This is a genomic window from Pseudomonas sp. zfem001 (assembly GCF_032621725.1).
In the GTDB taxonomy this organism is placed as follows: Bacteria; Pseudomonadota; Gammaproteobacteria; order Pseudomonadales; family Pseudomonadaceae; genus Aquipseudomonas; species Aquipseudomonas sediminis.
This window is the reverse complement of sequence record NZ_JAVYJI010000005.1, coordinates 156,238-169,699: the sequence shown is the minus strand read 5'-3', so window position 1 is coordinate 169,699 and position 13,462 is coordinate 156,238. Positions and strand designations below refer to the sequence as shown.

12 protein-coding genes and 1 pseudogene are annotated in these 13,462 nt (G+C 63.8%); 10 read left to right on the top strand and 3 right to left on the bottom strand.

All coding sequences use genetic code 11. From position 1 onward, the window contains the following. Window positions 1–324: a DUF1820 family protein gene (locus RTH74_RS17180; protein ID WP_013717157.1), complete on the bottom strand. Its 324-nt coding sequence runs from the start codon at window positions 322–324 to the stop codon at window positions 1–3. A gap of 155 nt (window positions 325–479) precedes the next feature. Between RTH74_RS17180 and miaB the strand changes: the two genes are divergently transcribed. The 5 genes from miaB to lnt all read left to right on the top strand — a co-directional run bounded on the left by miaB (window position 480) and on the right by lnt (window position 5,837). Next, window positions 480–1,823, top strand: a complete 1,344-nt coding sequence (gene miaB, locus RTH74_RS17175; protein WP_039965056.1) for a tRNA (N6-isopentenyl adenosine(37)-C2)-methylthiotransferase MiaB — start codon at window positions 480–482, stop codon at window positions 1,821–1,823. 87 nt (window positions 1,824–1,910) lie between these two features. Continuing rightward, window positions 1,911–2,903: a PhoH family protein gene (locus RTH74_RS17170; RefSeq protein ID WP_099526385.1), complete on the top strand. Its 993-nt coding sequence runs from the start codon at window positions 1,911–1,913 to the stop codon at window positions 2,901–2,903. Beyond that, window positions 2,896–3,375: an rRNA maturation RNase YbeY gene (gene ybeY / locus RTH74_RS17165; RefSeq protein WP_099526378.1), complete on the top strand. Its 480-nt coding sequence runs from the start codon at window positions 2,896–2,898 to the stop codon at window positions 3,373–3,375. The genes RTH74_RS17170 and ybeY overlap by 8 nt, the downstream gene beginning before the upstream one ends. A 6-nt stretch (window positions 3,376–3,381) precedes the next feature. Beyond that, complete coding sequence (locus RTH74_RS17160) at window positions 3,382–4,221, top strand: HlyC/CorC family transporter (protein ID WP_099526377.1); 840 nt, start codon at window positions 3,382–3,384, stop codon at window positions 4,219–4,221. Between the two features lie 92 nt (window positions 4,222–4,313). Then, window positions 4,314–5,837 (top strand): apolipoprotein N-acyltransferase, encoded by a 1,524-nt coding sequence (gene lnt, locus RTH74_RS17155; protein WP_316915438.1) that lies wholly within the window; start codon window positions 4,314–4,316, stop codon window positions 5,835–5,837. An 82-nt stretch (window positions 5,838–5,919) separates the two neighbouring features. Here the strand turns inward: lnt and RTH74_RS17150 are convergent, their stop codons facing one another. Both RTH74_RS17150 and RTH74_RS17145 read right to left on the bottom strand, forming a co-directional pair. Continuing rightward, window positions 5,920–6,690, bottom strand: coding sequence for a YdcF family protein (locus tag RTH74_RS17150; protein WP_316915437.1), 771 nt, complete (start codon window positions 6,688–6,690; stop codon window positions 5,920–5,922). Between the two features lie 50 nt (window positions 6,691–6,740). After that, window positions 6,741–7,169, bottom strand: coding sequence for a hypothetical protein (locus RTH74_RS17145; protein ID WP_179543964.1), 429 nt, complete (start codon window positions 7,167–7,169; stop codon window positions 6,741–6,743). Window positions 7,170–7,348: 179 nt separating this feature from the next. Here RTH74_RS17145 and leuS point away from each other — a divergent pair, with 179 nt between their 5' ends. The 5 genes and pseudogenes from leuS (at window position 7,349) to RTH74_RS17120 (ending at window position 13,341) form a co-directional block, all read left to right on the top strand. Continuing rightward, a complete protein-coding gene (gene leuS / locus RTH74_RS17140) occupies window positions 7,349–9,961 on the top strand; it encodes a leucine--tRNA ligase (RefSeq protein ID WP_316915436.1) in 2,613 nt (870 codons plus the stop codon). A 54-nt stretch (window positions 9,962–10,015) separates the two neighbouring features. Further along, a complete protein-coding gene (gene lptE, locus RTH74_RS17135; RefSeq protein ID WP_296229642.1) occupies window positions 10,016–10,627 on the top strand; it encodes an LPS assembly lipoprotein LptE in 612 nt (203 codons plus the stop codon). Between the two features lie 57 nt (window positions 10,628–10,684). Beyond that, on the top strand, window positions 10,685–11,719 hold the full coding sequence (gene holA, locus RTH74_RS17130; protein WP_316915435.1) for a DNA polymerase III subunit delta: 1,035 nt from the start codon (window positions 10,685–10,687) through the stop codon (window positions 11,717–11,719). A gap of 137 nt (window positions 11,720–11,856) precedes the next feature. Next, window positions 11,857–12,003, top strand: a pseudogene (gene arfA, locus RTH74_RS17125) (alternative ribosome rescue factor ArfA); the annotation flags it as partial. 81 nt (window positions 12,004–12,084) lie between these two features. Then, window positions 12,085–13,341 carry a lytic murein transglycosylase gene (locus RTH74_RS17120; protein ID WP_125881758.1) on the top strand — a complete coding sequence of 419 codons (1,257 nt, stop codon included), beginning with the start codon at window positions 12,085–12,087 and terminating at the stop codon, window positions 13,339–13,341. The last annotated feature ends 121 nt before the right edge of the window (window positions 13,342–13,462 follow it).

The following is a 13,462-nucleotide window of genomic DNA, read 5'->3' as shown; positions in this document are numbered from 1 at the left end:
TTATTTATCCGGCATCGGCATGGGGAATGGCATGACGTTGCCGCCGCCCTTGGCTTCGCTGATCTTCGCCGTGCCCAGACGCTCTACCTCGTCGATGCGGATGATCGCGTGCATCGGTACGAAGCTGCGCACCACCCCCTCGAACTGCGCCTTGAGCTTCTCCTCGCTGGGGTCGACCACCAGCTGGCTGCGCTCGCCGAAGACGAACTCCTCCACTTCCAGAAAGCCCCACAGATCGCTCTGATAGATCTGCTTGGCGTACATCTCGTACACCTGGCCCTGGTTGAGAAAAATCACCTTGTAGATGGGATCGCGCTTGCTCATGAAGACTCGAAGTCAGGAAAAACGGGGCGCGCAGAATAGCACAGCGCCGCATGCGTAGCCCGGATGCAATCCGGGCTACAGGAACTGAGCGGTGGCATCGCTCTTGGCACACGCCTATAATGCGCGGTCATTTTTTAACCACCTCAGACAGTGCCATGACCAAGAAGCTCTATATCGAAACCCACGGTTGCCAGATGAACGAGTACGACAGCTCGCGCATGGTCGACCTGCTGGGCGAGCATCAGGCCCTGGAGGTCACGGAAAAACCCGAAGAAGCCGACGTGATCCTGCTAAATACCTGCTCGATCCGTGAGAAGGCGCAGGACAAGGTGTTCTCCCAGCTCGGCCGTTGGCGCGAGCTGAAGCAGGCCAACCCGGATCTGGTGATCGGTGTCGGCGGCTGCGTGGCCAGCCAGGAAGGCGCGGCGATCCGCGACCGCGCGCCCTATGTCGACGTGGTATTCGGCCCGCAGACCCTGCACCGCCTGCCGGAAATGATCGACGCCGCGCGCGTGACCAAGACCGCCCAGGTGGACATCAGCTTCCCCGAGATCGAGAAATTCGACCGCCTGCCCGAGCCACGCGTCGACGGCCCCAGCGCCTTCGTCTCGGTGATGGAAGGCTGCAGCAAGTACTGCACCTTCTGCGTGGTGCCCTACACCCGTGGCGAGGAAGTCAGCCGCCCGCTGGTCGACGTGTTGATGGAAATCACCTCCCTGACCGAGAAGGGCGTGAAGGAAATCACCCTGCTCGGGCAGAACGTCAACGGCTATCGCGGGGAAGCCCCGGACGGCCATATCGCCGACTTCGCCGAACTGCTGCATGCCGTGGCAGCCCTCGATGGCGTCGAGCGCATCCGCTACACCACCAGCCACCCGCTGGAGTTCTCCGACGCGATCATCCAGGCCCACGCCGAGATCCCGCAGTTGGTCAAATACCTGCACCTACCGGTGCAGTCCGGCTCCGACCGCATCCTTGCGGCGATGAAGCGCAACCACACCGCGCTGGAATACAAGTCGCGCATCCGCAAACTGCGTGCGGCGGTACCGGACATCCTGATCAGCTCCGACTTCATCGTCGGCTTCCCCGGCGAGACCGAGAAGGATTTCGAGCAGACCATGAAGCTGATCGAGGACGTCGGCTTCGACTTCTCCTTCTCCTTCATCTACAGCTCGCGCCCCGGCACCCCGGCCGCCGACCTGGTCGACGACACCCCGGACGAGGTGAAGAAACAGCGCCTGGCCCTGCTGCAGCACCGCATCAACCAGAACGGCTTCGAGAACAGCCGGCGCATGGTCGGCACGGTGCAACGCATCCTGGTCAGCGATTATTCGAAGAAGGACCCGGGCATGCTCCAGGGCCGCACCGAGCAGAACCGCATCGTCAATTTCCGCTGCGATAACCCGCGCCTGATCGGCCAGTTCGTCGACGTGCACATCGACGACGCCCTGCCGCACTCGCTGCGCGGCACCCTACTGGATGCCGAGACCCTCCACTAACGTAGCGGTCGTCCACACTTTGCGTTGTGGGCGACCAGCGTTATGCTGCCTTTTCATACCCAGACAAGTGACGATCACTCCATCACCTTGAACGCCTCTCTAGAACCTCATCGTTTCACCCTCGAACCCTTCGAGGCCCGCCGTTTCGCCAACCTCTGCGGCCAGTTCGACGAGCACCTGCGCCTGATCGAAGAGCGCCTTGGTCTGGAAATCCGCAACCGTGGCAACCAGTTCGAAATGCTCGGCAGCGCCGACAAGACCCAGGCTGCCGAGCAACTGCTGCGCAAGCTGTACCGCGAAACCAAAGCCACCGAGCTATCGCCCGACCTGGTGCACCTGTACCTGCAGGAGTCCGGCGTCGAGGAACTGGTCAACCCCAGCAACCTTCCGCAAGTGACGTTGCGTACCAAAAAGGGCGTGATCAAACCGCGCGGCGCCAACCAGCAGCGCTACGTCAAGGCGATCCTCGACAACGACATCAACTTCGGCATCGGCCCGGCCGGTACTGGCAAGACCTACCTGGCCGTGGCCTGCGCGGTGGACGCGCTGGAGCGCGAGCAAGTGCGGCGCATCCTGCTGGTGCGCCCGGCGGTCGAGGCCGGCGAGAAGCTCGGCTTCCTGCCTGGTGACCTGGCACAGAAGATCGACCCTTACCTGCGCCCGTTGTACGACGCACTCTACGAAATGCTCGGTTTCGAATACGTAGCCAAGCTGATCGAGAAGCAGGTGATCGAGATCGCGCCGCTGGCCTACATGCGCGGCCGCACGCTTAACAACAGCTTCATCATTCTCGACGAAAGTCAGAACACCACAGTCGAGCAGATGAAGATGTTCCTCACCCGTATCGGTTTCGGCTCCACCGCCGTGATCACCGGCGACATCACCCAGGTCGACCTGCCGCGTGGCACCAAGAGCGGCCTGGCCCACGTCATCGAGGTACTGCGTGACGTGCCCGGCATCAGCTTCACCCACTTCAAGCCCAAAGACGTGGTGCGCCACCCGTTGGTGCAGCGCATCGTCGAAGCCTACGAGCGCCACGACGCACGCCTGAACGGCAAGGGCGACGGCCACGATGCTTGAACTGGACCTGCAACTGGCCAGTGACGGCCAGCACCCGGACGAGGCGCAACTGCGCCGCTGGTGCGAGCTGGCGCTACGCCAACGCACGGCCGATTCGGAGCTGACCATCCGCCTGGTCGACGAGGCCGAAGGTCGTGAGCTGAACCATACCTGGCGGCACAAGGACTACGCCACCAACGTCCTGTCCTTCCCTGCCGAGATTCCCGATGGAATTCTCGACATCCCGCTGCTCGGCGACCTGGTGATCTGCGTGCCAGTGGTCGAGCGCGAAGCGGCCGAGCAAGGCAAGGCGCTGGAGGCGCACTGGGCGCACCTGGTGATCCACGGCTGCCTGCACCTGCTGGGCTATGACCACATCGAGGAAGACGAAGCCCTCGAGATGGAAGATCTGGAACGACAATTGCTCGCCGAATTGGGTCATCCCGACCCGTATGCCGGTGACGAATCTCCTAATGAAAAGGACCCCGAGTAAAACGCCATGAGCGAAGACCGATCGAGCAACGAGCAGAAGTCCTGGTTCAACAAGCTGACCCAGGCTTTTGCTCATGAGCCGAGAAACCGCCAGGAACTGCTGGAAGTCCTGCGCGAAGCCCACCAGAACAAGCTGCTCGACAGCGAAGCACTGGCCATCGTCGAAGGCGCCATTCAGGTCGCCGACCTGCAGGTACGCGACATCATGGTGCCGCGCTCGCAAGTGATCAGCATCAAGGCCAGCCAGACGCCCCGCGAGTTCCTGCCCGCCATCATCGATGCCGCGCACTCGCGCTATCCGGTAGTCGGCGAGAGCCTCGACGACGTGATCGGCATCCTCCTGGCCAAGGATCTGCTGCCGCTGATCCTGCAGGGCGAACAGCCCAACTTCAACATCAAGGACCTGCTGCGCCCGGCCACCTTCGTGCCCGAGTCCAAGCGCCTGAACGTGCTGCTGCGTGAGTTCCGCGCCAACCACAACCACATGGCCGTGGTCATCGATGAATACGGCGGCGTCGCCGGCCTGGTGACCATCGAGGACGTGCTCGAGCAGATCGTCGGCGACATCGAGGATGAGCACGATGTCGAGGAAGACGGCTACATCAAGCCGCTGCCATCCGGCGACTACCTGATCAAGGCGCTGACGCCCATCGACAGTTTCAACGAAACCTTCGACAGCGAGTTCTCCGACGACGAGTACGACACCGTCGGTGGTCTGGTGATGAGCGCCTTTGGCCACCTGCCCAAGCGCAATGAAGTCACCGAGATCGGCGAATTCCGCTTCCGCGTGCTCAATGCTGACAGCCGCCGCATCCACCTGCTGCGCCTGACGCCGGTTAGCCGCTGAGTCTCAGCCGCCCTTGCCCAGCGAGGGCGGCCGCTTCCCCCTGCGCCATTTCCGCTCTACCCTTGCGCCACCCTGATTCCAAGGATCTAACCATGCTGCAATGGATCACTCGTCCAGGCTGGCCCGGCCACCTGCTTGCCTGCGGCGCAGGCGCCCTGACCACCCTGGCGCTCGCCCCGTTCGATCTCTGGCCATTGGCCGTGCTGTCCATTGCCCTGTTCTATTTCGGCCTACGCCATCTGCGCCCCGGCCAGGCAGCGCTGCGCGGCTGGAGCTACGGCTTCGGTCTGTTCGCCGCCGGCACCAGTTGGGTGTATGTCAGCATCCATGACTATGGCGCGGCATCACCGGCACTGGCCGGCTTTCTCACCCTGGGTTTCGTCGCCGGCCTGGGCCTGCTCTTCGCCCTGACAGGCGCCCTCTGGGCGCGCTGGATACGCCGCAACGAAGCGCCACTGGCCGACGCCCTGGCATTCGCCGCGCTATGGGTCGCCCAGGAAGTGTTTCGCGGCTGGTTCCTCACCGGCTTCCCCTGGCTCTACGCCGGCTACAGCCAGCTCGAAGGACCGCTGGCCGGCCTGGTGCCAATTGGCGGAGTCTGGCTGTCGTCCTTCGTCATCGCCCTGTCGGCGGCGCTGATCATCAACCTGGAGCAACTGCGCAAGCATAAACCGCGTTACCTCTGCGCTCTGCTTCTGCTGCTGAGCCCCTGGCTCGCAGGCCTGGCACTTAAGGATCACAACTGGACCCGCGCCGCCGGCAACAGCCTCACCGTCGCCGCCGTGCAGGGCAACGTCGAACAGAACATGAAATGGGACCCGGCCCAGCTCAACGCGCAGCTCGCCCTGTACCGCGACCTCAGCTTCAGCGCCAAGCAGGTCGACATACTGGTCTGGCCGGAAACGGCGATCCCGGTACTCAAGGACATGGCGCAAGGCTATATCGGCGTGATGGATCGCTTCGCCCGTGACCGCAACAGTGCGCTGATCACCGGCGTACCGGTGCGGCAGTCCAACGAGCGCGGGGAGATTCGCTATTACAATGCGATCACCAGTTTTGGCGAAGGCCAGGGCACCTACCTCAAGCAGAAGCTGGTGCCGTTCGGTGAATACGTGCCCCTGCAGGACCTGCTGCGCGGCTTGATCGCTTTCTTCGACCTGCCGATGTCCGACTTCGCCCGCGGCCCGAATGACCAGTCACCGCTGCTGGCCAAGGGACATCGCATCGCGCCGTTCATCTGCTACGAAGTGGTCTACCCGGAGTTCGCGGCGGCACTTGCGGCGGACAGCGACATCCTGCTGACGGTCAGCAACGATGCCTGGTTCGGCACCTCCATCGGCCCGCTACAGCACCTGCAGATGGCACAGATGCGCGCACTGGAGGCCGGGCGCTGGATGATCCGCGCCACCAACAACGGCATGACGGTGATCATCGATCCACAAGGGCGCATCCAGTTCCGCTTGCCGCAGTTCGAACGCGGCGTGCTCTACGGCGAAGTGGTGCCCATGCAGGGGCTCACGCCCTACCTGCAATGGCGCATCTGGCCACTGGCGATTCTCTGCGCCCTGCTATTGGGCTGGGCGCTGCTGGCCAGCCGCATGGCCAAGACGCTGTAGGGCGGTCTCGCGAGCGAAGCGAGCAGCCCGCCAGCCCTCGGAACGCAGAATCCGCAGGCGAACTGCCTGCGGCGAGCACGCCCTACTGCTTGCCGTAGACAATGGGATACGCCAACAACCCTATGAACTCGTTGAGCAACTGACTGCTCTGCCAGATAGCCCTCGACTCCGGTAGCCAGCCACCCAGCGGGCGATCGTAACCCGCGCTGAGATAGCCCATCGGCGCGGTGATCACCTCGAAGCCGGCCTGCTCGAAACTCCAGCGTGCACGCTGCATATGCCAGGCCTGGGTGACCAGCACCACGCGCCGCACGCCCTGGGGCTGCAACAATTCAGCGCTGAGCACGGCATTCTCCCAGGTGGTGCGGCTTTGCTCCTCCAGCCAGCGAATCTCCAGCCCGTAGTCGAGGCGCATGGCATCGGCCATCAACGCTGCCTCACTGGGCGGCTGGCCGTAGTGCAGGCCGCCAGTGGCAGCAAGTGGCAGGCCGGAGGCGCGCGCCAGGCGAGCGGCGTAGCGCAGGCGCTCCAAGGCCATCAGCCCAGGCTGATCGGTACGCCCCCAGCCCGGATCATTCTGCTCGCGCCCGGCACCGAGAATCACGATGGCGTCGGCACGCTGCGCCAGCGTTGCCCACTGCGCCTGCTCCAGCACCGGCTCCCGCTCCAACCAGGCGGCACTCCACTGCGTCATGGCTGGCAGGCTCATCAGCCACAGCCCACCGAAACCGACGGCAAAGCAGGCAAACGCGAGCCGTGGAAAGCGGCGACGCAGCCACCAGCCCAGCGCGATCAGCAGGAGTAGAACGCCTGGCGGCATCAACAGCTGTTTAAGGATGAAGCGAATCGGCATCAGGCACCTCCGGGGCGCCCAAGCCTAGCAGGTTGGTTTTCAACTAGCCGCTAACGCGGATTGCCGCTGCGAAACAGCCTGGAGCCACAGGCCTGGCAAGCTCGTGCATCCTGCCCTCGATGCCAGCTGACTGGCGCACCGCAGAGTGCGCAACAAAGCGCCTGACGCCGCTTCATCATCGGCTTGACCCTGCCCATCGGCTTGCCGCCAACGGATTTGGCACTGCGCAGTGGCTGGCGCTGTATCAGCGCCAACTCTTCAGCCGCCGCGTGCCAGCCGCGCAGCCAGTGCAGGTCACGATTGAGGTAGGCACGGATCAGGTCCAGCTCCGCCGGACTCAGCCCATCAAGCTCCAGCTCGCGCAGCGGCTCGGCATGCAGGCGACTCGCGGTATCGGCCTCTTCGAGAGCCAAGGCAAGCCTTTGCAGCAGTCGCTCGTAAAGGCCACCCCCTCGTTCCGCCTGCCGTGCATCCACCATCTAACCACCTCGCGAGCCCCGACAATCGCGGGCCTTGAGTAAAGCTTAGCGAAGGCCCTGCGTGCAGCCTGGCGCCGCGACCAACGGCGGGCTCGGCATAATCTGGGTTTCCCTCGATAGACGGCGCTCATGTATGCTACGACGTTTTCCGCAAGCCCCATTCCTTCAGCGCCAGAGCCATGCACGAACAGTACTCGCCCCGTGAAATAGAAGCCGCCGCGCAGTCCCACTGGGACGCGCAACAATCCTTCGTCGTCAGCGAACAACCCGGCAAGGACACCTTCTACTGCCTGTCGATGTTCCCCTACCCCAGCGGCAAGCTACACATGGGGCACGTGCGCAACTACACCATCGGTGACGTGATCGCCCGCTACCAGCGTATGCAGGGCATGAACGTGCTGCAGCCGATGGGCTGGGACGCGTTCGGCATGCCGGCGGAAAACGCCGCGATGAAGAACCAGGTAGCGCCGGCCAAGTGGACCTACGAGAACATCGCCTACATGAAGTCCCAGCTCAAATCGCTGGGCCTGGCCATCGACTGGACGCGCGAAGTCACCACCTGCAAGCCGGATTACTACCGCTGGGAGCAGTGGCTGTTCACCCGCCTGTTCGAAAAGGGCGTGATCTACCGCAAGAACGGTACCGTCAACTGGGACCCGGTGGACCAGACCGTACTGGCCAACGAGCAGGTCATCGACGGCCGTGGCTGGCGTTCGGGCGCGCTGATCGAGAAGCGCGAAATCCCGATGTACTACTTCAAGATCACCGCTTATGCCGAAGAGCTGCTGAGCAGCCTGGATGAGCTGGATGGCTGGCCCGAGCAGGTCAAGACCATGCAGCGCAACTGGATCGGCAAGAGCTTCGGTGCCGACATCGTGTTCGACTACGACGTCGCCAGCATCGGCATCGACGGCCAACTGAAGGTTTACTCGACCCGCCCCGACACCCTGATGGGCGCCACCTACGTCGCCGTGGCCGCCGAGCATCCGCTGGCCCAGCGCGCCGCCGAGGGCAACGCCGCCATCTCCGCCTTCATCGCCGAATGCAAGGCCGGCTCCGTGGCCGAGGCCGACATGGCCACCATGGAGAAAAAGGGCCTGGCCACCGGCCAGTTCGTCATTCATCCGCTGACCGGCGACAAGCTGCCGGTATTCGTCGCCAACTACGTGCTGTGGGGCTACGGCGAAGGTGCGGTAATGGCCGTACCGGCGCATGACGAGCGCGACTTCGAATTTGCCAACAAGTACGACCTGCCGATCACGCAGGTCTACGCCGGTGAAGGCAAGGACTACGACGCCAGCACCTGGCAGGATTGGTACGGTGACAAGGCCGGCCTGACCACCATCAACTCCGGCAAGTATGACGGCCTGGACTTCAGCGCCGCCTTCGACGCCATCGTCAGCGACCTGGAAGCCAGCGAGCACGGCGCCCGCAAGACCCAGTTCCGCCTGCGCGACTGGGGCATCAGCCGCCAGCGCTACTGGGGCTGCCCGATCCCGATCATCCACTGCGACACCTGCGGCGACGTGCCGGTGCCGGAAGACCAGTTGCCGGTGGTGCTGCCCGAAGACGTGGTGCCGGACGGCGCTGGCTCGCCGCTGGCGAAGATGCCCGAGTTCTACGAGTGCAGTTGCCCGAAATGCGGCGCCCCGGCCAAGCGCGAAACCGACACCATGGACACCTTCGTCGAGTCGTCCTGGTACTACGCGCGCTACGCTTCGCCGCAATACACCGGCGGCATGGTCGACCCGGCTGCGGCCAACCACTGGCTGCCGGTGGATCAGTACATCGGTGGCATCGAGCACGCCATCCTGCACCTCTTGTACGCGCGCTTCTTCCACAAGCTGATGCGCGACGAAGGCCTGGTGTCGTCCAACGAGCCGTTCAAGAACCTGCTGACCCAAGGCATGGTGGTCGCCGAGACCTACTACCGCACCCTGGAGAACGGCGGCAAGGACTGGTTCAACCCGGCCGACGTGGAAGTCGAGCGTGATGCCAAAGCCAAGGTCATCGGCGCCAAGCTCAAGAGCGATGGCCTGCCGGTGGAAATCGGCGGCACCGAGAAGATGTCCAAGTCGAAAAACAACGGCGTCGACCCGCAGGACATGATCGACGCGTACGGCGCCGACACCTGCCGCCTGTTCATGATGTTCGCCTCGCCGCCCGACATGAGCTGCGAGTGGTCGGATGCCGGTGTCGAAGGCGCCAACCGCTTCCTGCGTCGCGTCTGGCGTCTGGCTCAGAGTCACATCAGCGCCGGCCTGCCGGGCAAGCTGGACGTGAACACTCTCACCGACGAGCAGAAGGCCGTGCGCCGCGCCATTCACCTGGCGATCAAGCAGGCCAGCAACGATATCGGCCAGCACCACAAATTCAACACCGCCATCGCCCAGGTGATGACCCTGATGAACGTGATGGAAAAGGCCGCCACCGCGACCGAACAGGATCGCGCACTGGCTCAGGAAGGCCTGGAAATCGTCACCCTGCTGCTCGCGCCGATCACCCCGCATATCAGCCACGAGCTGTGGCAACACCTGGGTCACACCGATGCGGTGATCGATGCGCAGTGGCCACAGGTCGACGAATCGGCCCTGGTGCAGGACAGCCTGACCCTGGTGGTACAGGTCAACGGCAAACTGCGTGGCGAGATCATCGTGGCAGCCAGCGCCAGCCGTGAAGACGTCGAAGCCGCCGCCCGTGCCAACGAAAACGTGCTGCGCTTCACCGAAGGCCTGAGCATTCGCAAGGTCATCGTGGTGCCAGGCAAGCTGGTCAACATAGTCGCCAACTGATTAAGCTCGGCGCCACACATGTGTGGCGCCGTGATCCGCCAAGGGGATATGAGAATGATGAAACGGAATCTGCTGATCATCGGCCTGGCTGGCCTGCTCAGCGCGTGCGGCTTCCAGCTGCGCGGCACCGGCGACATGCAGTTCGCCCTCAAGGAACTCGACGTCAGCGCGCGCGACGCCTATGGCGACACCGTGCAGCAAGTGCGCGAAGTGCTGGAGAACAACGATGTTCGCGTCTACCCCGGTGCGCCCTACAAACTGGTGATCGCCCGCGAGACCGAAAATCGTCGCAGTGCCAGCTACAGCAGCGGTGCGCGTACCGCCGAGTACGAGCTGACCATGGGCCTGGAATACGAGATCCGCGGCGCGAAGAACCTGCTGCTGACCGGCAACAAGGTGGAAGTGCAGAACTACTACCAGCAGGACGACAACAACCTCGCGGGCTCCGACCAGGAAGCCGCTCAGCTGCGCGGTGAACTGCGCCGTGAAATGATCCAGCAACTGATGTTCAGCCTGCAACAGATCAGCCCAGAGCGACTGGATCAACTGCAGCAGACCGCAGAAGCCCGTGCCAAGGCCGAAGCCGAAGCACTGGAAGCTGAGCGCCGTGCGCGCGCGAGCCAGGTCGCCCCGCAGCAGTCGCCAATCGAACTGCCGTCCCGCTAAAGGCTCAAGGGCCGCACCTGCGGCCCGACGCCCCGTCTGCCTGATGACATCGACTCGATGAAGCTTGCCCCCGCGCAACTCGGCAAACACCTGCAAGGCGCACTTGCGCCTGTCTATGCGATCAGCGGCGATGAGCCATTGCTGTGCCAGGAAACTGCTGACGCCATCCGCAATGCCTGTCGCCAGCAAGGGTTCGGCGAACGCCAGGTGTTCAATGCCGAAGCCAACTTCGACTGGGGCAACCTGCTGCAGGCGGGTGCCAGCCTCTCGCTGTTCGCCGAGAAGCGCCTGCTGGAACTGCGCCTGCCTTCCGGTAAGCCAGGCGACAAGGGCACCGCCGCGCTGCTCGAGTACCTGGCCCGCCCCCCCGAGGACACCGTCCTGCTGCTGAGCCTGCCCAAGCTCGATGGCAGCACGCAAAAATCCAAATGGGCCAAAGCGCTGATCGACGGCCAGGTGAGCCAGTTCATCCAGATCTGGCCGGTGGATGCCAATCAGCTGCCGCAGTGGATTCGCCAGCGCCTCGCGCAGGCCGGCCTGAGCGCCAGCGCCGATGCGGTGGACATGATCGCCGCGCGGGTGGAAGGCAACCTGCTGGCCGCCGCTCAGGAAGTGGAAAAACTCAAGCTGCTCGCCGACGGCAACCAGGTCGATGCCGAAACCGTCCAGGCCGCCGTGGCCGACAGTGCGCGGTTTGACGTCTTCGGCCTGATCGACTGCGCCCTCGCTGGCGATGCCGCACACGCCCTGCGCGTCCTCGAAGGACTGCGTGGCGAAGGTGTGGAAACCCCGGTGATCCTCTGGGCACTGGCGCGCGAGATTCGTCTACTGGCCGGCATCGCCCACCAGCAGAGCCAGGGTATTCCCTTGGACAAAGCCTTCTCCAGCGCCCGCCCGCCAGTCTGGGATAAACGTCGCCCCCTGGTTTCCAAAGCCTTGCAGCGCCACAGCAGCAAACGCTGGGGCCAGTTGCTGCAGCAGGCGCAGTTGATCGACGCACAGATCAAGGGCCAGGCGCCCGGTGATCCGTGGAGCGAGCTGGCCATGCTAACTCTGCAACTGTCCGGACAAAGGCTGCGTCTCGCTCCGTAGTGCAGGCGTCGCCCGCCGCCCAGTAATGGCGGGCTGCATCCGCCCTGCAGGCGCCCCAAATCTGGACATTTTCTGTACAGCGGCGCATAGTCTCCGCCGCCTGCATTGGCGCAGGCCAGTCTGCATGAGGAAACGCCATGAGCAAGAAAGCCGGCAAACGGCCGAACAAGGCCAAATCCATCGTCGCCCAGCCACTGTTTCGCTCCCGCCAGGAACGACCACAGAAAGGTAAAGGCAGCTACCGCCGCGAAGCCTCCCACAATTGGGAGGCTTCTTGCTTTATGGGCCTCTTCGCTTCGCTGATAGCCCAGAATCCCCGTCGAGCGTGCTAAGGTAACCGCCTGCTTAAACGCCTTGAGATAGACATGCCACACCAGCTTCCACGTCGCGCCCTGGCTCTGCTTCCTCTCCTGCTGCTGGCGGCCTGCGCCCAGGCCCCAGCGGAAAATCTGCCTACCACCACTGCCCCTGCAGCGGTCCAGACTGCTGCCGAAACGCCCTTGCCCAGTTTTGCCGACTGGCGCCAGACGATGCGTAGCGAAGCGATTGCCGCCGGCATCGACGCAGCGCTGTTCGATCGCGTATTCGCCGGCGTCACCCCCGACCCTGCGGTACTCAAGGCAGACAGTAGTCAGCCCGAGTTCACTCGCCCGGTGTGGGAATATCTGGACGGTGCCGTCTCCTCCAGCCGTATCGGCCGCGGCCGGGTACTGCTAGCTCAGCACAGCCTGGTGCTGCAACGCATCGAGCAGCAGTACGGCGTCGAAGCCCCGATCCTGGTAGCCATCTGGGGCCTGGAGAGCAACTTCGGCAACAACATCGGCAGCAATAGCGTCATTCGCTCCCTCGCCACCCTGGCCTATGACGGTCGCCGCCAGGGTTTCTGGCGCGCTCAATTGCTGGCTGCCCTGCAAATCCTGCAGAACGGCGATGTGTCCAGCGAGCGCATGATCGGCTCCTGGGCCGGTGCCATGGGGCAGACCCAGTTCATGCCAACGACCTACAACCAGCATGCCGTCGACTTCGACGGCGACGGCAAGCGCGACCTGTGGGGTTCTTCGACCGACGCGCTGGCATCCGCCGCACATTATCTACAGGCCTCTGGCTGGCAGCGTGGTCAACCTTGGGGCTTCGAGGTGAATCTACCGAACGGCTTCGACTACGCCCTGGCCGATCCCGATCAGCGCCGCACGCTGGCCGAATGGGCGGAGCTCGGCGTCCGCCCGCTGGCACCGACCGGTGCGGCCGCCAGTGCCCGCGCCAGCCTGCAATTGCCCGCCGGCCACAAAGGCCCGGCTTTCCTGTTGCTGGATAACTTCCGCAGCATCCTCAAGTACAACAACTCCACGTCCTACGCGCTGGCCATCGGCCTGCTCGCCGACAACCTGCTGCGTCCAAGCGAAGTCAAAGGACAGTGGCCGCGCGGCGAGCGCCAACTGGGTCGTAGCGAACGCGTCGAACTGCAGGAGCTGCTGACCAAGGCAGGATTCGACCCAGGCCCGGCCGACGGCATCATCGGCGCCAATACGCGCAAGGCCATTCGCGCCCTGCAACTGCAGTTGAACTGGCCAGCCGATGGCTACCCCAATACCCAGCTGCTGGAACAGCTGCGCACACGCTGAATCCAGGCCTGTTCCGGCAGGGCTTGCCATCAGTGGCGAGCCCTTTGCCAAGCTGTCACAGCGACGCCCAGGCGGCACCTTGCCGGTGCTTTGTCGACAGGCGGCCTCAACGTCTGCATAC